Source organism: Soonwooa sp. (assembly GCF_030151385.1).
In the GTDB taxonomy this organism is placed as follows: Bacteria; Bacteroidota; Bacteroidia; order Flavobacteriales; family Weeksellaceae; genus Soonwooa.
On record NZ_JASLDS010000030.1, the window covers coordinates 144,854 to 167,482 of the forward strand.

Below are 22,629 nucleotides of genomic sequence, written 5' to 3' on the forward strand. Positions count from 1 at the left end.
CATTTATTTGTAACCGTATCCAAAATCGAAATTCCATTTCTCCTTTTTCGAATAAAATGAAATTAAATAGGTTTGTTCACTTGTACCAAATATTCTTTTTCGTGATTGTTTTTTTGCTCAAAAACATTAGATACACAAAATCTTCGGTAGGTTCTGTTATCAATTTTCAGTCTAGTTCCACCTTATCATTATGCGCTACTTTGGCTCCCATTTCGGGCACTTTGTCATTAATGGTCAGACGTCTTTACTCTATGACTTCATCCGCTTCTCTTTCTACAGCAGAAACCAGATTCGTCAAGAAATTTGTTTATTCTTTTAAGATTTTCTTCGATAATAAAATTGAAAAATTACCAAAAATTAGACTCCGTACCACCACCTTCAGAAATCAAGAAGATTTGCACATTAAATCAAGGCGAAAAATGACCCAAAATCAGTTTTAAATTGTTAAATTTGTGCACCTTTAACAAAGAATGCAAGAATCTTGCATCAATTTTAAACCTCTTTTAAAAAAAGATATAATGTCAAAAATTCATTACACCCTAACGGATGAAGCGCCAATGTTGGCAACACACTCGTTTTTACCTATCGTAAAAGGATTTACAAAAACCGCTAACATCGAAATCGAAGTTCCAGATATTTCTCTTGCAGGAAGAATCTTGGCTACTTTCCCTGAATTCTTGAAAGAAGAACAAAGAATTCCTGATGCGCTTGCTGAATTGGGTGCTTTGGCGACTACTCCAGAAGCGAATATCATTAAACTTCCAAACATTTCGGCTTCTGCTCCACAATTGGATGCGGCGATTGCTGAACTTCAAGCGAAAGGATTTACAGTTCCTAATTATCCTGCAGAACCTAAAAATGATGACGAAAAAGCAATCAAAGCAAGATATGCTAAAGTTTTGGGAAGTGCTGTAAACCCTGTTTTACGGGAAGGTAACTCGGACAGACGTGCGCCTAAAGCGGTTAAGAATTATGCAAAAGCTAATCCACACAAAATGGGTGCTTGGGCTTCTGATAGCAAAACTGACGTTGCAAACATGAACGAAGGAGATTTCTACGGAACTGAAACTTCTACAACTGTTGAAAACGCAACTGAATATAAAATTACATTCTACGGAAACGATGGCTCTTCTAAAGAATTAAAAGGGCTTGCTCCGTTAAAAGCTGGTGAGGTTATCGATTCTTCTGTAATGAATCTTAACGCTTTGAAAGCTTTTGTACAAAACGCAATTCAAGAAGCGAAAGATAAAAACGTATTGCTTTCTGCACACCTTAAAGCTACGATGATGAAGGTTTCGGACCCAATCATTTTCGGGGCGATTGTGGAGACTTTCTTCAAAGACGTTTTTGCTAAATATGGTGAATTATTCAAGTCTTTAGATATCAATGCTAACAATGGTTTAGCAGATTTATACGAAAAAATTAAGGGTCAACCTCAAGAAGCAGAAATTAAAGCTGCAATCGATGCTGACTTGGCAAATGGACCACGCGTTGCGATGGTAAATTCTGATAAAGGAATTACCAATTTCCACGTTCCATCGGATATTATCGTTGATGCTTCTATGGCTGCTTTGGTAAGAAATGGCGGTAAAATGTGGAATAAAGATGGTGCTGAAGAAGATACTATTGCGATTATTCCAGACCGTTCTTATGCAGGCTTCTATCAAGCTGTTGTAGATGATATGAAGGAAAATGGAGCACTTGACCCAACAACTATGGGTTCTGTTCCTAACGTTGGTTTGATGGCTCAAAAAGCTGAAGAATACGGTTCTCACGATAAAACTTTCCAAGCTACTGCAGACGGAACTATTAAAGTTGAAGATGCTAGCGGAAACGTTCTTTTGGAACAAAAAGTTGAAAAAGACGATATCTTCAGAATGTGTCAAACTAAAGATGCTCCTATCCAAGATTGGGTAAAATTAGCGGTAAACAGAGCAAGATTGTCTGATACAACTGCAATTTTTTGGTTGGATAAAGGAAGAGCTCACGACAGAGAAATCATCAAAAAAGTAGAGAAATATCTAAAAGATTTCGATACAACAGGTCTTGACATCAGAATTATGGATGTGAAAGATGCGATGAGAGAAACTTTGAAAAGAGCAAGAGAAGGAAAAGACACGATTTCTGTTTCAGGAAACGTATTGAGAGATTATTTAACAGACCTTTTCCCTATTTTGGAATTAGGAACTTCTGCTAAAATGCTTTCTATCGTTCCTTTGATGAATGGTGGTGGTTTATTCGAAACTGGTGCTGGAGGTTCTGCTCCTAAACACATCGAGCAATTCCTAGAAGAAGGTTATTTAAGATGGGATTCATTAGGTGAATTCTTAGCTTTACAAGCTTCTTTGGAGCATTTAGCACAAACTCAAAACAATACAAAATCTCAAGTTTTAGCAGACGCATTGGATGAGGCAAACGCTAAATTCTTGGCAACAGATAAATCTCCAGGTAGAAAATTAGGAACTATCGATAACAGAGGTTCTCACTTCTATTTAGCAATGTATTGGGCTGAAGCATTAGCTGCTCAGACAAAAGATGCTGAAATGGCTGCTAAATTTGCGCCTATCGCTCAAGCTTTGAAAGATAGCGAACAAGTAATCAACGCTGAATTAATCGGAGCTCAAGGAAAACCTCAAAACATTGATGGTTATTACAAGCCTGACACTTATAAAACTTATGCGGCAATGCGTCCAAGCACAGTTTTAAATGAAATTATCGACGGAATTTAATTATAAATTCTTTCTTAAGATAAATAACGGCAGCTTCTTCGAAGCTGCCGTTATTGTTTTAAAATCATTATTTCTTAGCGTTTCTCATTGCTTTTACCTTAGCAACATTATCAGACTTTTTAAGCTTTTCAAACTCTTCTGAATCTGTAGAAATTAATTTCATTTTGCCGTCAGAATCATAATAAACTGCCCAACCATAACGTTTTGTTAGCGGTGATGCTCTAAAACAAGCTTGACCTTTTGAAAAAAACTCTTTTCGTGCATTTTCTTTTTCGGAAGGAGAAATATCGTTTCTTTCTGCAAAAACTTCAAACAAAACTTCGTCAGAAGTCAATTGTGACGGTTTTGATTTTAATAAATCAAATTGGAAATTCGCCACACTCAACTTTTCTTTTCTTGGAGGTTCTTGCGACACGAAAACTGGACAATCCTCCGCAGGCTCTATTAATGTATTGAAATAATTTGTAGTGTGAATTTTCATATTTTGATTTAAAAAATATTATTACCTCAAACCTTATTTTGCTTTCTCGAATCAAAAAACACCCAAACTACTCCTAAAACAACACTCACAAGATTAATAATTTTTAATGTCGGGCTAAGGTCTGCATAGGAAACTTTTTCTTGTGGTATTGTGAAAATTACGACAGCACTCAGAAGCATTATTACAGCCAAAATAATCTTGACAATTTTTCGTCCAGAAGGGGCAGCTGCTGCTCCATTAAAAATAAATATCCCTGTAGCAATGGTATGAAATATAAAGGAAACTGTGTAAAGAAACCACTCTGCACTTGTAATTTTTAGCGCCCAGTTCGAGAAACCATTTACCAAAATAAAACTCAGCAAAGCGATGGGCAGAACAAGAATCCAACGAATAACTGCAGGCCATTTTTGCATAAAAATAAAGCCTCCATTCTCGTCATACATTTCTTTTTTTGGTGTTGTATTATTTTCCATAGTATTTTGTATTTACCTAAATATAAAAATAAAAATACTTTTACACATATTAATTTTTCGCTTTTTGCAAATTACAGCTAATCGAAGGTATATATTTTAAAATAGAAAACCTCCCGAAAAGGAAGGTTTTAGATATAAAGAAATCTTTAAAAATCGGTTGTGGCAAGAATTACAAAATCCCCAAGTCTTTGCACATCGAAATCATTTCGATGTTGTTTTTCGCATTAAGATTTTCTCGTAATTCACTAAGACGTTTTTCGATTGCACTTTGACTAAAAGGTTTAAAACCAAGTTGCTTCAGCTCTTCACCAATTTCTTGTTGCTTAAGACCTTTTGCTAGCAGTTGCAACAAAATTTCATCATAATCAGAAATTAAAAATGAATTCTGTCTCATAGAAGATTTAACTTCAAAAGGAATCACAGTTTCACCTTGTAACACACGTTGGATAGCATCTTTAAGAACTTTATCATCATTTCTGGATTTGCTGACAAAAGCATTTATTTTTTTATTGTTAAATAAATCCTCTATCATTTTTGGTTTCTTCTCAATCGAGAAAACAATGATTTTAACATCATCCGAAATTTCTCGAATTGCTTGGATAAGATCGATGCCCGATTTTAAATTTTGAACGCGATAATCTTCATCAAAAGACAAATCGGTTATTATCAAATCATAAGGATTGTTATCTGCTTGGGCTTTTTTAAATTTAATAAAAGCATCATCGCAATAACTTTCGATATCATAGCTTTCAATTGCGAGTTCCTTTAAAGTTTTTAAGGTTCCAATATTGCGATACTCGTGATCTTCAACAATTAATATTTTTTTAAACATTTTTTTCAAACAGGAATGTGAATTTTAACGACCAAGCCGTTACTAGAATTTTCATCAAAAATAATACCTCCTGAAATATTGGCAATACGGTTTTCCATATTTTGGAAACCAGAACCCTCTTTTTTTGTTAAATTATGTAAGCCAACACCATTATCTGTATATTTTATATTAACAGATTTTTCATCTTTTTTGAAAACAATGGAAACCATTGTTGCATGGCTATGTTTCTTCATATTAACCATTAATTCCCTTAAAACATAATAGATTTCTTCTCGCATCTGTAGAGAAAAACCATCCCAAATAGCATCATTGTTTCCCATGATAAAGACCTTTTCTGCTGAAGATGAATAAGATGAAAGCATTTTGGCCATCATATTTGTAAAATCCGTTTCCAAACTTTTCGCGAAACTGTCATTAGAAATATCACGGGATTTTTCGTACAAATCTTCAAGCTTATCTAATAGTTGATTTTTTGTCAAATTTTCATCATTCTTAACTTCAATCATTGCATGATACAAGCCATTTGCAACGACATCATGCACTTTCTTAGAATATTTGAGTTGCGTATTTTTGACATTAAGTTCATTCTGCTTTTGCTTCTTTTTATAAAAATAAAAAATAGCAAAAACTACGATTGTTAGTAGAGCTAACGCAATATAAAGCTTTAGAATTTGATTTTGTTTTAACGTATTATCGCGCTGTGCCTTAAGGAAATCGGCTTTATTTTTTTCGGCATCATAACGAATTAAAGCAAATTGATTTTTAGCTTGTGACCTCGCAATTTGCAAACTATCATCCAATTTTTTGTAAACTGTGAAATAAGTTTTAATATTATTAGGAGAATCCAACAAAATCAATTTTTTTAACGCTTCTGCTTTATCCATTGGATTGTTAATTCACTCGCTATTCTCAACATTTCCTTCGCATGAAAAAGCGCTTTTTCCTTATTAGTTTTAACAAAAAAATCGGCGAGATGCGAATGGCTAGCATTCTGCCCAACCAAATCATTTCCTTTCGTGCGAATTTCCAGAGCTTTATAAAACTCCGTTTCTGCATTGTAATTTGAGTTTTTAAGAAATTGAATATAAGCAAGGTTATCGATGACCTTCGACTTTATATTAAACGCGTCTTCTGGCTTATCGATTCTAATACTTTTTAGCAAAGCAATTCCCTCATCGTATTTTTTTAATTTCGAAAAAGCAATGGCAGTATTATTCTTTATTAGAAAACTTTCATCATCATTTGTTGATGCACTCAAAGCTTTCTCATACCAATAAAGAGCAGATGTAAAATCACCTAGATTGTTCCTTGATAGTGCTAGACTATTATAAACAGAAACTAAATAGATGTTATTTTGTGCTTTTCCAAAAAATTTTAATGCCAGAATATTATTTTCTTCACTGCCGAGATAATCTGCCGAATTAATCTGAATAATAGCAGCATTCATCAAAGATTTACCAACTCCTAAGCTATCTTTCTTGCGTTGAAATTCATTTTTTGCAAGTATGAAATTCTTGTAAGCTGCAAGATTATCTTGTTGTTCTAAATACTTCCAAGCTAATTCGTAGTAGTCATTACTAGTAAGCTTATCCTGATCCGCAGTTTTATCCTGTTTGCAAGAGTATAAAAAGAGTAAAATAAAAATCAATAATGCGGAACAAATTTTCAAGGTTGAGATTTTGTTCAAAGATAAAGAAAAGAGGCTATACAGCCTCTTTCCAAGAATTTATTTTTTAGGAATTGTTCCTGTTTCGCCACTTGTATCAGTATCGATAGAATTAACTTGCTCAGTGCTCGCAGATGCATTGTTAGAGTTTGTATTTTGTGCATTAGCGTTTGAGTTAGGAAAAACGAATCCTAACAATAATAAAATTAAGTTTAACATTTTGATTAAAAATTTAAGTTCAGATAATTCCAGAGTGTGCTCAAAAAACAGATTTTGAGTAGTGACACGGACAAAAAAAGAAGCGCTTCTTAAATTTTTGGGAAGTAGCCTTCAAAAACGGAACAGAAAAATCTGCTTCCCAAGTCAGAGATGTCCCTCCGCTTTATCAGGCTTTTTTTTAGAAATCTGTCTTGTTTATTACTGATTTCTATGGCAAAGTAAAGGAGAATGTGCAGGCACGTGTTAGAAAGATATTGGAAAGTTTTTGGAAACTTCAAACACCTTATTTACGGAAAACCACAAAGAAACTTTCCAAAAAATTTCTATCTTGGCAACATAATATTCCGAAATGTCAACTTACTTTCCCTATAAAAAGCTTTTGATTGAAAAAGTCTATCAAAAAGCCAAACAAAATACGCATGAAATTTCTCTAAATGGGATTTTTAACGATTTGGAAATAAGTCTCCGTGAGGATTACAAAATTAGTTTGACTTCCAAAAGCCTAAAAACCTACAAACAGCATTTTATTGATGATAATAAAGATTACAACATTCCTACGAATACTTTAAACGACTTAAGTAAATATGTAGGCAGTATGGATTTTAAAGATTTTTGCAGCAAAAATGAAATCGAAGATAATCCCTCAACAAAGGTCGAAATAAAAGTGAATGAGGATTATTGTGAAACGCATCAGATATCGGAAACTAAATCCAACATCACGATTAATGTCATCAATAAACCTTTCTTTGGAATTCCCGAATTTATGACAAAACACAGCAGCATGGGAATTTTCGGTGTTTTGTTTATTTTAGGTTCGGCGTTTGGAGGTTATCAATTTTTCAAACCCAAACAAAACACTTCAACAATCCAAAATCTAATAAGTGCGACAGTCTCTGGATGTATGTACTGGAATGGTGACGAATATTTACAAGAAGATTGTGATAAAATTAATGACAAAGTAAATTTAATACCATTAAATCAAGAAAAACTGGAACATTTTAAACGCATTACCAATCCGGATACCCTTACTTTGCATTCTGTCGGAAAAGTTTGGTATTCTAAATACAACAATGAAGTCACTTTTTTCACCACACAAGGCAAGAATCCAGAAAATGGAAAAACTCTAAAACCCGTTACTGAATACATTTTAAACAAATACACACAATAGAAAAGAGTTTTTCAAAAATTTATTTCAAAAAAATTTCTTTTCTTTGAATAAATAGTAACTATAAACACACTCATTTTGGAAAAGAATTATACTTTTAATCTGCATAAAAAATATCATTGGTTTTACATCTTGGCATTTTCTTCGTTAATTTCATGCGAAAAGGGAACCAATGTGGAAAAGTTGACGCCTCAAGAAGACAGTTTGAAAACCGCAATGTCAACGCGTTTTACAAGTCAGCAAATCGAGGATAAATACCAACAAAGACTGCATACAAAATTAATTCCTGATAGTATTCTTGCAAAAGCTTTCCCGACGACATTATTTGGAGTCAAAAGAGATACACTCGATGTACCAAGCAGTAACGATATTAAAGAAAATCCTGACTTTAAAACCACAGCTCTTACTGCATCCTACCACGCTGACGAGGCATTGGTTAGACTTGGTATTATTGATTGCTCAGAAAAATTTTCGAGTTTGACCATGAAAACTTCGATGATTATGGAAACCGAATATGTCAACAAAGTTTTGGAAAATGGTTTCAAAAAATCACAAGTTTATAAAGGTCATATTCTCACAACAAAAGAGGTTAAAGAAAATGGTCAACTCCAATCCAATATCAAATTACAATTAAAGGAGCGTTATTTTGTGGATATTTATGGAACCAATATTTCTGTCGAAAAATTAAAATTGGTAATTCCTCAAATTAAATATCAAGAGCTTCCAGATTAAGTAACTTAACTATTTTGATCCTCCTTCAACTTTTGAATAAACGATGAGGGAGAAATCCCCAAGACAGCCTTAAAAATAGTTGCAAATGACGAATGTGAGACAAAACCACAATCCTCAGCTAAGTAACTAATTTTATAATTAAGATATTCGGGATCGTTGTACAACCGTCGAACGATGTAATGAATTCGAAGTTCGTTGATATAAGTGTTGTAATTTTTACCTTTAAATTTCTTAATGACTTCCGAAAGATAAGTTCTGTTAGTTTTCAAGGCGCTTGCCAAAGACGAAAGCGATAAATCAACATCACGGAACTTTTCTTTTTCTTCGAATTTAGCAAGGCCTTTTAATAATTCTTGCTCTTTGTCATCACTAAGTGTCGTTGTTGAAGAACTCTGTTTTTCGGTATCTTCTACTCGTCGCTCGTCGACAACTTCAGAATTGACATCTTCATTAACTTTTAAATATGTCTCTTGCTTCAGGTGATTAATAATCTGTTCATAACGCAGTTTTTCTTTTGATTTACGATGTCTAATATAAAAGACAACTCCAACAGCAATTAACAATAATGGAATTAAAAGAAAATAAATAATATCATTTTTGGAAGTAATGGTACGATCCTTTTCTTCTTCAATATATTTTTGCGCCTCCTCTACTGCAACCATTTCTTGCTCTTTGTATGCACGATCGAGACTATCTTTCTTTTTAACATAAAGGTCAAACTCTTTTGTATTTCCAATTTTGGCGTAAACCTTTGACAAAATCGAAAATCGAGCAATTGACTCCTCTGTATAATCCATATTATCACCCAACGGAAAATCTTGCAAAACTTTTAACGCTTCTTGTGGATGATTGGTTTCATACAACAGTTGCGCATAGGATGTATTATTTCGCATCCTAAAATCTGGCAAAGACTCGTGATCTAAAGCAATTGAATTTTCAAGATATTCTTTAGCTTTTGGATAATCTTTCATTTCCAAATATGATCGACCAATGTATTGATTAGCAATCATTTTGGCGAACGCAGCATGATTTTGAATAGTCAGTTTGTTAGCGGTTTTCAGTATATAATCAGCTTTTTTGATGCACTCCGAATATTTTTTGGTATTAAATAAAACATCCAATTCAATATAATGTCCCATGTAGATTAACGAAAGCTTCTCTGGCGTCATCTCCTCGTCTGACATATAGTTATCAACGATCTTAAGATTCTCCATTGCCAGCTGATACATTTTCAGATTCTTGTAAGTCTCTGCCAAAGCCAAATGTATCATCACTTTTTCGCGTTTGCCATCAAAATTTTCGATAATTTTTTTGGCTTGAAGATGACTTCTAAGAACTTCTGGTTGGTCCTTAATACCTGTACCATACAAAATTGTTTTACTGGTTAGTAATCGGACTTTTAGCGTATCATCCGAAATCCTTGGTAGAATGGCATTAATCTCGACGATGCTTTGCTTTTTGTTTTTAATAAGCTCCGGAAGGTTGGTATATTTCTGATAAATGGAATCAATTTGCTTTTTGTCAAATTTCTTTTGCGCAGAAAAAGGCATCACAAAAATGAAGGAAAATAATATGACCAAAAACGAACGCCTCATAAAGCAAATATTAAAATTATTTTATTCGTAAACAAAAACGTCTTTTACTAATAAAAGTACATTATAAAAAATAGAAGTAAAAATCCAGTCTCAATCCCTACATAAGTAGCAACAGAAAGAACTTTTCAAATATTTGTAAATATAATAATATTTCTATTTATCTGAAAAATAATGAATAAAGCTCAAAAAAATACGTTCTGGAGTCTTCCAATTTATTTTAATAAACAAGAAAAAACCTTCTAAAAACAGAAGATTTCAAATTTTATAAAGACTAATTAGTTTTATTTTTTACAACCCATTCCTCATTATCCTATCCGCAATTCTTGGAAAAAATCGACTTAGGAATTTCAGTAATTTCGTCTTTCCAATATAGATTTCGTAGTGGTTTTTCTTGAATTTTTTTATGAATTCTTCCACTAAATCTTCGGGCGACATTTTGTTTTTTCCGCGACCTTCCGTCATTGGTGTCTCGATTAAAGCAGGGATAATTTCGAAAACTTTTATGCCTAAAGATTCCAATTGATAGCGCAAGCTTTTGCTGTAAATGTGCATTCCTGCTTTGGTTGCACAATAGACAGAGGCGGATTCTTTAGGAGCAAGGAATAAGCCGCTACTTACATTTACAATAGCCGAGTCGAGATTTTTCATTAAAATCGGTAGCAATTTAGTTGCTAATAAAATCGGAACTGTGAGATTAGTTGCGATTTCATACTTTATTTTATCTTCAACTTGTGCCTCGTTTGCAAAACTATAATTCAGTTGAATCGCTGCATTGTTTATCAAAATATTTAAAGTCGGATACTTCTGGAAAACAAATTGGTATAAATTATCAATCACTTTTTCATCGGATAAATCGCCACAGAAAATCTCCAAATTTTGATTCGAAGATTTTAGCGTATTTAGTTTTTCTTTATTCCTACCCGTGATAATCACTTGATTTCCTTCCGATAGGAAACGTTTCGCTAAAGCCAAGCCAATTCCCGAACTTCCGCCGGTTATCAGAATTACGTTATTATTGATTTTCATGGGATTTATTTTGAAACTTTTTTCGTTTTAAACTCTTCATTAAAACTTTCAAAAAGGTCTTGCTGTCCAATGATAATATCCTTTATTTGAAAATAGGGAACTCCATAGACTTTGGTGTCGCGAAGTTTTTCAATGATAAATTTATATTCGTCCAAATCTTGGGTTTCCAAAATCATAAAATCGGAGATTTGAGCATGAAAATACTCGCTGTCGTACAATTTTACGCTTACACTTTTGCTTTTTTCGATAAAAATTGGTTGAATGGTCTTTGTAAAAAACTGGCTTCTCTCATCACGAGAAAGGCTTAGCCAATCAGGTGTAGTGTTCATTAAAACTAAAATAGTGTAAGGCGGTTTGTTACTTGCTGGGATCGATTTTTGTGCACTCATCATCAATGGAAATAAGATTAAGATTAAAAATTGAATTTATTGTGATACAAAAATGACAAGCTTTAAAATCAAATCCATTTACATAGGTTGAGAAATCAAATATTTAACGTCAGTTCGGGATAAAGCACTTTTGTTAAAACGAGGCGCCACTTCGAGTAAAAATCTGAAAGATTTTGTATCGAGAAGTTTTTATGATAAGAAAATTAACTTGTTTTCGATACAGTTTTCTTCGAAAACCACTCAAACTGACGTTAATTTTCTTATCCCGAACTTAGGTTATTAAACAATTTCTTGCGAATTCTGCTGAGTTGTGTTGGCGTTACGCCCAGATAGGAAGCAATATGGTACTGTGGAATTTGGTTTTCCAAATCTGGAAATTCTTTCTGAAACATCAAATAACGTTTGTCTGCATCCAAAAGTACAATGTCAATTTCGCGTTGTTCTTTCTGAACAAAAAACTGTTCCGCCAATTTTCTTGCTAAACTTTCGATGTCTCGATGTTCCGCAAAAAGCTTTTGAAAAGCTTTAAAATCTGCTACCCAAACCCGACTTGTTGTCAAGGCTTCTTGGATAATTTGGTTTGGTTTTCCTGTGATTAGCGACGCATAACCACCAACGAAACAAGGATTCACAAAAAAGTGTTTGTTGTATTCGGTTCCATTGCTTGTTCTGTAAAAAGCCCTCACAATGCCCGACTCCAAGAATCCAATTTCTTTAGAAATTTCGCCATCTTTACAAAACAGCTCGCCTTTCTTTAAATCTTTTTCGACGAATAATTTTTCGATTTCGTGATAGCTAACATCAGAAATAGGTAGTATTTTGTCGATAAAGGCTCGGAGTTTTGGAATCATTGTGTTTTGAAATTTCAAGATTCAAAACTATTGAAATTTAGAATGTAATTCAATAAAAAAAACCTGTTAGGTTTTTAAAACCTAACAGGTTTAGTTTATCATTTTTAAATTTTTACTTCAAATCATATCGATCCGCATTCATCATTTTAACCCAAGCGGCAGCGAAATCTTTTACAAATTTCTCTTTATTGTCGTCTTGTGCATAAATTTCAGAATACGATCTCAAAATAGAATTAGACCCGAAAACCAAATCTACTCTCGTCGCAGTCCATTTTGTAGAACCCGATTTGCGGTCAACAATATTGTATAAATTGTCTCCTGTTGGAATCCATTTGTTGTTCATATCCGTTAAATTCACGAAGAAATCATTGCTTAAAACGCCTTCTCTATTTGTGAAAACACCATGTTTAGTTCCAGCGTAATTGGTTCCTAAAACACGCATTCCACCGATTAAAGCGACCATTTCTGGAGCTGTTAATCCCATTAATTGTGTTCTGTCCAATAATAATTCTTCGGCTTTAACATCGTAATTTTCTTTCAAAAAGTTTCTGTAACCGTCGTAAAGCGGTTCAAGATATTCGAAAGATTCGATGTCTGTTTGTTCTTGTGAAGCGTCGCCACGTCCAGCCGCAAACGGAATTGTAATATTTACACCCGCTTCTTGTGCAGCTTTTTCAACAGCAGCAGTTCCACCCAAGACAATCAAATCAGCAATGGAAACTTTCTTCGCCAATTCAGCTTGAATTTCTTCTAATTTTGCTAAAACCTTGTTTAATCTTTCAGGTTCGTTGGCAACCCAATTTCTCTGAGGTTCCAATCTAATTCTCGCACCATTCGCACCACCACGATAATCCGAACCTCTCCAAGTTCTTGCAGAATCCCAAGCCGTGTTGATTAATTCCGCTCTTGAAAGTCCAGAATTCAACAAAGTTTGTTTTAAATCAGCAATTTCGGAATCGCTTAATGTATAATCAGCTTTTGGAACATTATCTTGCCAAATTAGTTCCTCTGCAGGAACATCAGCCCCTAAATAACGGCTTTTCGGTCCCATATCACGGTGAGTCAACTTGAACCAAGCTCTTGCAAAAACGTCCGCTAATTTATCTGGATTGTGTAAAAAGTCTAATGAGATTTCTCTGTAAATAGGGTCAAATTTCATCGCCATATCGGCATCCGTCATCATTGGATTGCGTTTTACATTCGGGTTGAAAGCGTCCACCGGTTTATCTTCGTCTGCAATATCAACTGGCTCATACTGATTAGCACCAGCTGGCGATTTCGTTAATTTCCAATCGTATTTGAAAAGTAAAGTCAAAAATTCGTTATCCCAACGTGTTGGATTGGTTGTCCAAGCTCCTTCAATCCCCGAAACAACAGTATTATCCATGTTTCCAGTTCCTTCTGGATTGTGCCAACCCAAACCTTGCTCGTTAACATCGGCAGCCTCTGGATTTGGACCTAATTTTGATGCATCGCCGTTTCCATGCGCTTTTCCAATTGTGTGTCCACCAACCGTTAAGGCAACCGTTTCCTCATCATTCATACCCATTCTTTTGAACGTCACACGAATATCATGACCAGTTTTAATTGGGTCTGGATGTCCGTCAACACCTTCAGGATTTACGTATATTAATCCCATTTGTACCGCTGCCAAAGGATTTTCCAAAGTATCGCGGTTTTCATCGTCGCCATAACGATGCTCTGTTGTGTCTAACCATTTTTTTTCAGAACCCCAATAAACATCTTTTTCGGGAGCCCAAATGTCCAAACGTCCGCCACCAAAACCGAAAGTTTTCAAACCTACAGCTTCGTAAGCCACTGTTCCTGCAAGGATAATTAAATCTGCCCAAGAAAGTTTGTTTCCGTATTTCTTTTTGATAGGCCAAAGCAAACGACGACCTTTATCTGTATTCACGTTATCTGGCCAAGAATTAAGCGGCGCAAAACGTTGATTTCCCGTATTAGCACCACCACGACCGTCCATTGCGCGGTAGCTTCCCGCAGTATGCCAAGCCGTACGCACAAACATTCCCGCGTAATTTCCGTAATCTGCAGGCCACCAATCCTGACTATCGGTTAAAAGATGTTTGATGTCATTTTTTACAGCTTCCAAATCCAATTTTTTGAATTCTTCGGCATAATTATAATCTTCTCCATAAGGATTAGTTTTGTGGTCGTGCTGCGCCAGAATATCGAGATTCAGTGCATTCGGCCACCAATCCATCACCGACTCGTTGTTGGACGTTAATCCACCATGAATTACGGGACATTTTCCTGAATTAGAATTGGTTTCTTGATTGGGTTGTGGTGTAGATTCACCGTGATTGTAAGGGCATTTGCCTTCTCCTGAAGTTGTGTCCATATTTTTTACTTTTAATTATTTTTTGATTGAAACAAAGCTATTGGTTTAAAAGAACGAATCTTCCAATTTGCAATCTATTTAATTTAATCAAATCATAAACGAAATCAATCGTAATTTTAATTTCAATATTTTTTATCTATAATTCATTAAAATATGTGCAAAGGATTTATTTAAAATTAAAAGAAATAAATGATATCCAAGCTATTGATTATCAATTTTAAAATAAGATTAACATTTGTACATCCGAAAAGCCCATAGATACTTATCCTTCTAAAATTCGTAGCTTTGATTTAGATTAAAAAATATGAAAAACTCAAAACATTTGCCTTCCAAGAAAACGATTGCTTTGGTAGCGCATGATCATAAAAAAGACGAATTACTAGATTGGGTAAAACGTCATAAGAAAATCCTTATCCAACACAATTTAATTGCTACTGGCACAACGGGAAAGTTAATTTCGGAAAGTCTGAATGTTGACGTTGAACGTGTATTAAGTGGTCCTTTAGGTGGCGATCAACAATTAGGAGCCATGATTGCGGAAGAAAAAATCAATATGGTTATTTTCTTTTGGGATCCGATGGAATCTCAGCCTCATGATAGTGATGTAAAAGCTTTTCTAAGACTTTGTGTTGTTTGGAATATCCCAACTGCTAGCAATTCGGCAAGTGCGGATTTCTTAATCACTTCTAAATATATGGACGAAGATCACGTTGTATCGCTTCCTGATTACAAAACGTACCTCAATCGAAATATCAACAAAGGTTTATAAAAAACTCGGACTTATTGGTCCGAGTTTTTTGTTAATCTTGGTCATCATTATCACCTCGATTTTTATACTTTTTATTTTTATGATGTCTTCCATTGCCTTCGTCTTGATCACCTTGGTCATAGCGATAGCCTTTTTTCTGTTGACCAGGCGCATATCTTTTCGCTGATTTGTCACCATAAATCTTTTTGGCTTGACCAGGAGGAAGATTTCGATAGTCATTAGAATTTCTATCAATAACAATTATTCTTCCGTTTTGGTATACACTGCCATTTCTATCTCTGTAGATTTCGCCCGTTCTGTAAGATCCACCATCTGGAGCGCGATAGACTCTGTCATTGTTGGTATAAACCGAACCTGTAGTACATGATATTGCCAAGAAGCCTGCGGCAATACTTAGTCTAAAAAATTTAATCCATTTCATAACTTTCAGTTTTACATTTGATATTGATAATTCAATATGAATGCCAAACAAAAAAACATTGGAGCCAAAAAATACAAAACCGAATCATATTATATGAAAAATGTTGATTTTAAAACAAAGTAAATCACTGTCAAATTATGAAAATACAAACCGAAAGATTATCGCTTGTTTAAATTTTTGTTCAAAAAAAAGACTCTAAAGATTTCGTTTTTTCTTAATCCATTTCTTGTGTCTTGTATAATGCGTTGAGCCGTTTTGATCTTGTGAAATAACACTAATATTGCCATCAACTTCCAATACAGCAAGTTTAACATCTTTAATGCTTTCGATGCCATGCTCATGGACACTTTCCAAAAGTTCGTCTTCAGATATTTCTACTTTTTTACAAGTTTGCTCAAAGACTTTTCCATCTCGTACTAGCACATAAGGTTCTGACTCCAACAAATTTTTGACCTTCTGACTGCGAAACATTATTTTTTTAACAATAAAATTCGCCAAAAATAAAATTGAAGCTGCAACCAAACCGCCTTGCAAACTGGTGTCTGGGCCAACCATCGCATTCTGAACAGCATTGGAAATTAACAACAACAAAACGACGTCGCCTGCGTTAAGCTGCGACAACTGGTTTTTACCAAATAATCGCAATGCAACTAGCATAAAAACATAGACAGCAAGGGACCTAAGGGAAATATCTAGAAAAGGATTCATCAAAAAATTTTTATAAAAATAGTCAAAAAAGCTTCTCAAGGTGGAGCGACATTAACTTTTTAAACTAATTTTAACCTAAGTTCGGGTTAAGTAAAGTTTAAAAATAGTTACCGTCATTTAAAGTCTGTGATAAGTTTAAATTAAACTTTAATTCACATTAAGTTAGAGATTTAATATTGGAACAAAAAAATACCTCATCAAAAGACAAGGTATTTTAACAATATTTATTTGAACTTCTTTAAAATTCTTTCTTCAAAAACTTACCTGTTAAGGATTTTTTAGATTTGATAATCTCTTCGGGAGTACCTTGTGCAACGATGGTTCCACCGTGTTTTCCTCCTTCTGGACCTACATCTATAATATGATCCGCTAATTTGATAACATCCATATTATGCTCAATAATAATAAATGAATTCCCCAACTCTACCAATTGGTTAATGGCATCCATCAAAATTTTAACATCCTCAAAATGCAATCCCGTTGTTGGTTCATCCAAAATATATAAGGTATTCCCAGTTTGTCTTTTGGATAATTCGGTTGCCAGTTTCACACGTTGCGCTTCTCCTCCACTCAAAGTTGTTGATTGCTGACCAATTGTGATGTAGCCAAGTCCAACGTCTTTCAAAGTTTTAACCTTATTATAAATTTTAGGAATCGGCTGGAAGAAATCTACTGCTTCGTTAATGGTCATTTCCAAAACATCAGAAATTGATTTTCCTTTGTATCGAACTTCTAAAGTTTCTCGGTTAAATCGCTTACCATGACAAGTTTCACAATGAACATACACATCTGGCAAGAAATTCATTTCGATAACTTTGAGACCACCACCTTGACAAGTTTCGCAACGTCCACCTTTTACATTGAATGAAAAACGTCCAGCTTTGTAACCACGGATTCTCGACTCAGGAAGCTCAGCAAAAAGATTTCTAATATCTGTGAACATTCCTGTATAAGTTGCAGGATTCGAGCGCGGTGTACGACCAATTGGACTTTGATCAACATCGACGATTTTATCAATATTATCAATCCCATCAATGCTTTTGTAAGGCAAAGGCTCTTGCACACTTCTATAAAAATGACGATTAAGAATCGGATATAAAGTTCCGTTAATCAACGACGATTTTCCACTTCCCGAAATCCCAGTCACAACCACCAATTTTCCTAACGGAATCTCTACATTTACATTTTTAAGATTGTTTCCTGTGGCACCTTTTAGCACAATCGATTTTCCATTGCCAGCTCTTCTAACTTCTGGAATTTCAATTTTACGTTTTCCAGTGATGTAGTCTGCCGTAATGGTATTGGCTTTTTTAATATCTTTTGGATCACCTTGCCATAGAATTTCGCCACCGAATTTCCCCGCGCGTGGACCAATATCCAAAACATGATCTGCTTCCAAAATCATGTCTTTATCATGCTCTACAACCAAAACAGAATTCCCTATGTCACGAAGATTCTTAAGCGAGTTAATTAATCTTTCGTTGTCGCGTTGGTGCAGTCCGATACTTGGTTCATCCAAAATATAGAGAACATTAACCAGCTGCGAACCGATTTGCGTCGCCAAACGAATACGTTGAGACTCGCCACCAGAAAGGGTTTTCGAACTTCTGCTAAGACTTAAATAATCCAAACCAACATCCAGTAAAAACTGAAGTCTTGTTTCGATTTCCTTTAAGATTTCGTGGGCAATGATTTTATTCTTTTCACTGAATTTATCTTTAACCTCGGCCAACCAATCTTTTAGATCAATTAAAGAAAGTCCATTAATTTCAGCGATATTTTTGCCATCAATTTTAAAACTCAAACTAGATGCTTGTAGACGTGCGCCTTTACAACTTGGACAAGTTTCTTCGGTTGTAAAGTTTCTTTCCAAAACAACCGCATCATAATTCTCACGCTCTTCCACCATTTCTTCCAAAATAGCCACCAAACCATCAAAATTGATTTTTAACTTTTTCGAAATTCCTGCGTGTTTTAGCTCTTTATTGATTTCTTGATGCGCACCATAATAGATCATATCCAAAGCCTCCTTCGGAATATCTTGGAAAGGTGTTGACATCGCCAAATCGTATTGTTCTAAAATAGTCTTAATCTGACCAAGAATCCATTTATTATTTTTGATCTGTTCCAAAGGCAGCAAAGCACCTTGGTTAATGGATAATTTGGGATTGTCAACGAAATAATCGGTATTAACTTTTTTAATCGTTCCGAGTCCTTTACACGTTGGGCAACTTCCTTTAGGAGAGTTAAATGAAAAGGTATTGGGTTCTGGCAAAGCCAAAGAATCTCCCGTGGCATCATCCATTAAGTTTTTACTAAAATAATGAACCTCGTCCTCGCCCATTTTCTGGATTGCAATAATGCCATCGCCCATTTCCATGGCGGTTTTTAGCGATTTTGGCATTCGGGTTTCTGAAGCAGATTCGCCAATAATCCAGCGGTCGATAACCACTTCGATATCGTGGGTTTTGTAACGGTCGAGTTTTAGGTCATACTCGATATCCTGAAGTACGCCGTCAATTCTCGCTTGCGAATATCCTTTTTTTGCCAACTGAACAAAAAGTTCGTGATAGTGTCCTTTTCTAGAACGGATAACGGGCGACAGCAATAAAATCTTTTGACCTTTAAAGTTTTCTTTAATGGTTTCCAAAATCTGATCTTCTGAATAACTCACCAATTTCTTCCCCGAAGTCTGGGAATAAGCATCCGAAACTCTTGCAAACAATAGACGCAAAAAGTCGTACAACTCTGTAATTGTACCAACTGTAGAACGCGGATTTTTGTTGGTCGTTTTTTGCTCGATCGCAATAACTGGTGATAATCCTTCGATTTTGTCAACATCGGGACGCTCTAGTCCACCTAAAAATTGTCGCGCGTAAGCCGAAAATGTTTCGATATAGCGACGTTGACCTTCTGCAAAGATGGTATCAAATGCCAAAGACGATTTTCCACTGCCCGAAAGACCAGTGATAACCACCAATTCGTTGCGCGGAATTTTTACATTAATATCTTTTAGATTGTGCTCGCGAGCACCATAAACTTCTATAAAATCTTGATCTGCCATAGATTTTGCAAAGGTACAAATAATCAAATCTTTAGTCATCATACCAACAAAAAAATCCCAGAAATTTCTGGGATTTTATGATTATTTAATACTTCTAATCTTAGTTAATAAAGTTGTTGTAACTTGAGATTGCAGAATCATAAGAACTATCCAAACTACTCATTGTAGATTCGGAAACTTTTCCACTTGCTTTGCAATCACGCATTTCCTTTCTAAGGTCGTCAAGATAGTCACTGATATTCTTATTGAAGCTATCATAGTAGCCACCTTTTGAACTATAAGAAGTATCTTTAACTTCAAACTTTTTAGCTTGATTAACTTTTAAAGATTTTTCTAATTCATCATAAGCTTTTTGCACTTCAGCTTCGTTGTACTTCCCTGCTGCAAACGATTTGTCCATTGCGTCATAAGAAGCATCAAGATTGTTCAAGATTGTTTTTGAGCTAATGATATAATCTTTAAGTGGGTGATCTTTAAGCGTAATTTCTTCCGCTTTGTCAGCAATTGGTTTCATGGTTTTCATAATCGCATCACCTGAAGAGAAGAAAGTACTAGAAGCCGCTTCAATTTCTTTAGCAAGTGCATCCGCTTTTGCACCTTTGTCATCTTTATAATCTTCTGCAGACATGTAAGATTTTAACTCATCAAATTTTTTCTCAATCGTTTCGAAAGAAGATTTAAATCCAGCATAAGACTTGTCCATTGCGTCTTTATCTTTACCAAAAGCTTTTGGTACTTCAGTCGCTTCTTTCTTACCAAAGCTAATCATCGGCATAACAGATGGAATGAAAGGAACGTTTTCCCCTTTTGATTTCGCAAGAGCTTTGTCAACATATTGCAAAATATTATCGACACGCTTAGATTTCTTTTTGTACTCTTCTATTATTTTGTTGTTAAAATCAATAATATCATTCGCATCATCGGCACCTTTTACAGTAGCCTCAGATTTCGACGAATCTGTAGCACCATCTTTTTTGCAACTTGTCGACATACCAGCTAATGCTAATGCACCAACTATTAAAAAAACTTTTTTCATAACGAGAATTTTTAGTGTTTCATTGTTTGTGGTCTAAATATAGGACAAAAAGACGAAAAACTCCTAAAACCCAACAAAGAATTAACATTTTTTGTTAAAGTATTAAACTTATTTTCATCGTAATTTAATTTCCTAGGTTATATCTTTGCATTATAAAATCTGAAATTCTGAAATGAAAAAACTTTGGTTAAAAGTCTTGATGCTTGTAAGTATCTCTACTTCTATATATTCTTATGCTTGGGGATTGACAGGTCATCGTGTAATTGCAGAGATTGCCGAAAACCATCTTGATGGTCGTGCACGTCGACAAATAAAAAAGATAATGGGTCAAGAGCGCCTAGCCTATTGGGCAAACTGGCCAGACTTCATAAAATCTGATAAAACTGGCGTTTGGAAAGAAGCCTCTTCTTGGCATTACGTTAATATAGATCCACAAACGGATTTCAAAACTTTTGAAGAAAACCTAAAAGCGCAAGCTGGTCCAAGTCTTTACACCCAAATAAGCGTACTTTCTTCCCAAATTAAAAGTGATAAAACTTCTGAAAAAGACCGAAAAATTGCTTTGATATTTTTAGTTCATCTACTTGGAGATTTGGCGCAACCATTACATGTTGGACGTGCAGATGATTTGGGTGGGAATAAAATAAATGTTACCTATTTCGGTGAAAAAACCAACCTGCATTCGGTTTGGGATGGTAAATTGGTAGATTCACAAAAATACAGCTACTCAGAATACGCGAAACTTCTCGATATTAAAACTAAAGATCAAGTAAAGGCAATACAAGCTGGAACTTTGGAAGATTGGCTCTATGATTCTCATAAAATCGCCAACGAAATCTATGCTGCTACTCCTGAAGACAGCAAGTTAGGTTACGACTATCAATATCAATTCAATGAAACAATGGAAAGACAACTCCTTTACGGTGGTCTTCGTCTTGCTAAAGTTTTGAATGATGTTTTTAAATAGGTTTTTAGTATTTGGTGTTTGGTTTTTAGCTTTTAGTGAAAAATTAAACGTAGAACTTCTAACTCCTAATTTAAAATTCATAAATAAACAAAAACCTTGTTAAGTAAAATGCTTGACAAGGTTTTTGTTTTTGAATGTACAAAAGGGTGCGCGAGCGAAGTGAGCGCGTAATGTAGTTAGTAGTTTTTCGAAAAATTTTTGCCAGTCATTGCCTACACCGAATCTTCGATTTCCGAGGTATGAGGAACCTTAACATTACAAAAAAGTATGAATTCATCAGCATTGTATTAGAAATTTAAAATTCAAATCAAAATTTAACAGGTCGCTCCTACGGAGCTCCATCAATAATCCACCATATTTCTATTAACAGAATGCTCCGAAGGAGCATAATTTTAGTCGTATAAGTTGATAACTGAATTTTCAAAAGTTGAAAGAGAATCTTCCTTCCATTACGCTACATTCTGAATGTCATTCCGAGGCACGAGGAATCTCAACATTACAAAAAGACATTAATTCATCAGCATTGTTAGAAATTTAAAATTCAAATCAAAATTTAACAGGTCGCTCCTACGGAGCTCCCACAATGATTCAACAAAATACTATTAACAGAATACTCCGACGGAGTATAACTTTAGTCGTATAAGTTGATAACTGAATTTTCAAAAGTTAGAAGAGAACCTTCCTTCCATTACGTTACATTCTGAATGTCATTCCGAGGTCCGAGGAATCTCAACATTACAAAAAAGTTTGATATCAGTGATACAATGTTAGATTTCTTCGCTTCGCTTTGAAATCGAAGATTCGGCGAAACCAATAACATTCATAAATAAGATAATCTATCTAGTAATTGATGTTTCCAACGTAGCAAGAAATTTAAAATTCAAATCAAAATCTAACAGGTCGCTCCTATGGAGCTCCCACAATGATTCATCGAAATGCTATTAACAGAATGCTCCGTCGGAGCATAACTATAGTAGTAAAAATCTAAAAATATCTTTTTGTTGTTTATGTAATTCAATTCATAATTCATAATTCATAATTCATAATTCATAATTCATAATTCATAATTCATAATTCATAATTCATAATTCATAATTCATAATTCATAATTCATAATTCATAATTCATAATTCATAATTCATAA

The 22,629-nt window shown here is 34.6% G+C and carries 20 protein-coding genes; 5 read left to right on the forward strand and 15 right to left on the reverse strand.

Translation table 11 applies throughout. From position 1 onward, the window contains the following. Positions 1 to 518 precede the first annotated feature (518 nt). Entirely contained in the window at positions 519 to 2,729 is a 2,211-nt protein-coding gene (locus Q1V95_RS05510) for an NADP-dependent isocitrate dehydrogenase (protein WP_300671316.1), read from the forward strand. A 67-nt stretch (positions 2,730 to 2,796) separates the two neighbouring features. Here Q1V95_RS05510 and Q1V95_RS05515 read toward each other — a convergent pair whose 3' ends face one another. The 6 genes from Q1V95_RS05515 to Q1V95_RS05540 all read right to left on the reverse strand — a co-directional run bounded on the left by Q1V95_RS05515 (position 2,797) and on the right by Q1V95_RS05540 (position 6,400). After that, positions 2,797 to 3,210 (reverse strand): DUF6157 family protein, encoded by a 414-nt coding sequence (locus Q1V95_RS05515; RefSeq protein WP_300671319.1) that lies wholly within the window; start codon positions 3,208 to 3,210, stop codon positions 2,797 to 2,799. 26 nt (positions 3,211 to 3,236) lie between these two features. Further along, entirely contained in the window at positions 3,237 to 3,683 is a 447-nt protein-coding gene (locus Q1V95_RS05520; protein ID WP_300671322.1) for a hypothetical protein, read from the reverse strand. Positions 3,684 to 3,852: 169 nt separating this feature from the next. Beyond that, a complete protein-coding gene (locus tag Q1V95_RS05525; protein ID WP_300671324.1) occupies positions 3,853 to 4,515 on the reverse strand; it encodes a response regulator in 663 nt (220 codons plus the stop codon). Between the two features lie 5 nt (positions 4,516 to 4,520). After that, entirely contained in the window at positions 4,521 to 5,399 is an 879-nt protein-coding gene (locus tag Q1V95_RS05530) for a hypothetical protein (protein WP_300671327.1), read from the reverse strand. Next, positions 5,378 to 6,163, reverse strand: coding sequence for a hypothetical protein (locus Q1V95_RS05535; protein ID WP_300671329.1), 786 nt, complete (start codon positions 6,161 to 6,163; stop codon positions 5,378 to 5,380). Before Q1V95_RS05535 ends, Q1V95_RS05530 begins: the two co-directional genes overlap by 22 nt. A 78-nt stretch (positions 6,164 to 6,241) precedes the next feature. After that, on the reverse strand, positions 6,242 to 6,400 hold the full coding sequence (locus Q1V95_RS05540; protein WP_300671331.1) for a hypothetical protein: 159 nt from the start codon (positions 6,398 to 6,400) through the stop codon (positions 6,242 to 6,244). A 349-nt stretch (positions 6,401 to 6,749) separates the two neighbouring features. On the opposite strand from Q1V95_RS05540, the gene Q1V95_RS05545 reads away from it, so the two are divergent. Together Q1V95_RS05545 and Q1V95_RS05550 are read left to right on the forward strand one after the other, a co-directional pair. Next, positions 6,750 to 7,568: a hypothetical protein gene (locus Q1V95_RS05545; RefSeq protein ID WP_300671334.1), complete on the forward strand. Its 819-nt coding sequence runs from the start codon at positions 6,750 to 6,752 to the stop codon at positions 7,566 to 7,568. Positions 7,569 to 7,643: 75 nt separating this feature from the next. Further along, positions 7,644 to 8,297, forward strand: coding sequence for a hypothetical protein (locus Q1V95_RS05550; RefSeq protein ID WP_300671337.1), 654 nt, complete (start codon positions 7,644 to 7,646; stop codon positions 8,295 to 8,297). Between the two features lie 5 nt (positions 8,298 to 8,302). Here the strand turns inward: Q1V95_RS05550 and Q1V95_RS05555 are convergent, their stop codons facing one another. From Q1V95_RS05555 to katG, 5 genes are all read right to left on the reverse strand, one after another. Continuing rightward, the gene (locus Q1V95_RS05555; protein ID WP_300671339.1) at positions 8,303 to 9,892 is read right to left on the reverse strand and encodes a helix-turn-helix domain-containing protein; all 1,590 of its coding nucleotides are present in this window, start codon (positions 9,890 to 9,892) and stop codon (positions 8,303 to 8,305) included. Positions 9,893 to 10,180: 288 nt separating this feature from the next. Then, a complete protein-coding gene (locus tag Q1V95_RS05560) occupies positions 10,181 to 10,918 on the reverse strand; it encodes an SDR family NAD(P)-dependent oxidoreductase (RefSeq protein WP_300671342.1) in 738 nt (245 codons plus the stop codon). Between the two features lie 5 nt (positions 10,919 to 10,923). Then, entirely contained in the window at positions 10,924 to 11,310 is a 387-nt protein-coding gene (locus Q1V95_RS05565; protein WP_300671344.1) for a darcynin family protein, read from the reverse strand. A 257-nt stretch (positions 11,311 to 11,567) separates the two neighbouring features. After that, positions 11,568 to 12,158, reverse strand: a complete 591-nt coding sequence (locus Q1V95_RS05570) for a Crp/Fnr family transcriptional regulator (protein ID WP_300671347.1) — start codon at positions 12,156 to 12,158, stop codon at positions 11,568 to 11,570. A gap of 112 nt (positions 12,159 to 12,270) precedes the next feature. Then, entirely contained in the window at positions 12,271 to 14,520 is a 2,250-nt protein-coding gene (gene katG, locus Q1V95_RS05575; RefSeq protein WP_300671349.1) for a catalase/peroxidase HPI, read from the reverse strand. 304 nt (positions 14,521 to 14,824) lie between these two features. Here katG and Q1V95_RS05580 point away from each other — a divergent pair, with 304 nt between their 5' ends. Then, the gene (locus Q1V95_RS05580) at positions 14,825 to 15,289 is read left to right on the forward strand and encodes a methylglyoxal synthase (RefSeq protein ID WP_300671352.1); all 465 of its coding nucleotides are present in this window, start codon (positions 14,825 to 14,827) and stop codon (positions 15,287 to 15,289) included. Positions 15,290 to 15,320: 31 nt separating this feature from the next. Here the strand turns inward: Q1V95_RS05580 and Q1V95_RS05585 are convergent, their stop codons facing one another. The 4 genes from Q1V95_RS05585 to Q1V95_RS05600 all read right to left on the reverse strand — a co-directional run bounded on the left by Q1V95_RS05585 (position 15,321) and on the right by Q1V95_RS05600 (position 20,518). Further along, positions 15,321 to 15,710 (reverse strand): hypothetical protein, encoded by a 390-nt coding sequence (locus Q1V95_RS05585; RefSeq protein ID WP_300671355.1) that lies wholly within the window; start codon positions 15,708 to 15,710, stop codon positions 15,321 to 15,323. 195 nt (positions 15,711 to 15,905) lie between these two features. Further along, on the reverse strand, positions 15,906 to 16,418 hold the full coding sequence (locus tag Q1V95_RS05590; RefSeq protein ID WP_300671357.1) for a YetF domain-containing protein: 513 nt from the start codon (positions 16,416 to 16,418) through the stop codon (positions 15,906 to 15,908). 238 nt (positions 16,419 to 16,656) lie between these two features. Continuing rightward, positions 16,657 to 19,482: an excinuclease ABC subunit UvrA gene (uvrA, locus tag Q1V95_RS05595; protein ID WP_300671360.1), complete on the reverse strand. Its 2,826-nt coding sequence runs from the start codon at positions 19,480 to 19,482 to the stop codon at positions 16,657 to 16,659. Positions 19,483 to 19,582: 100 nt separating this feature from the next. Further along, entirely contained in the window at positions 19,583 to 20,518 is a 936-nt protein-coding gene (locus Q1V95_RS05600; protein ID WP_300671362.1) for a DUF3829 domain-containing protein, read from the reverse strand. Between the two features lie 172 nt (positions 20,519 to 20,690). Here Q1V95_RS05600 and Q1V95_RS05605 point away from each other — a divergent pair, with 172 nt between their 5' ends. Further along, positions 20,691 to 21,485, forward strand: coding sequence for a S1/P1 nuclease (locus tag Q1V95_RS05605; protein WP_300671365.1), 795 nt, complete (start codon positions 20,691 to 20,693; stop codon positions 21,483 to 21,485). Positions 21,486 to 22,629: the final 1,144 nt, after the last annotated feature.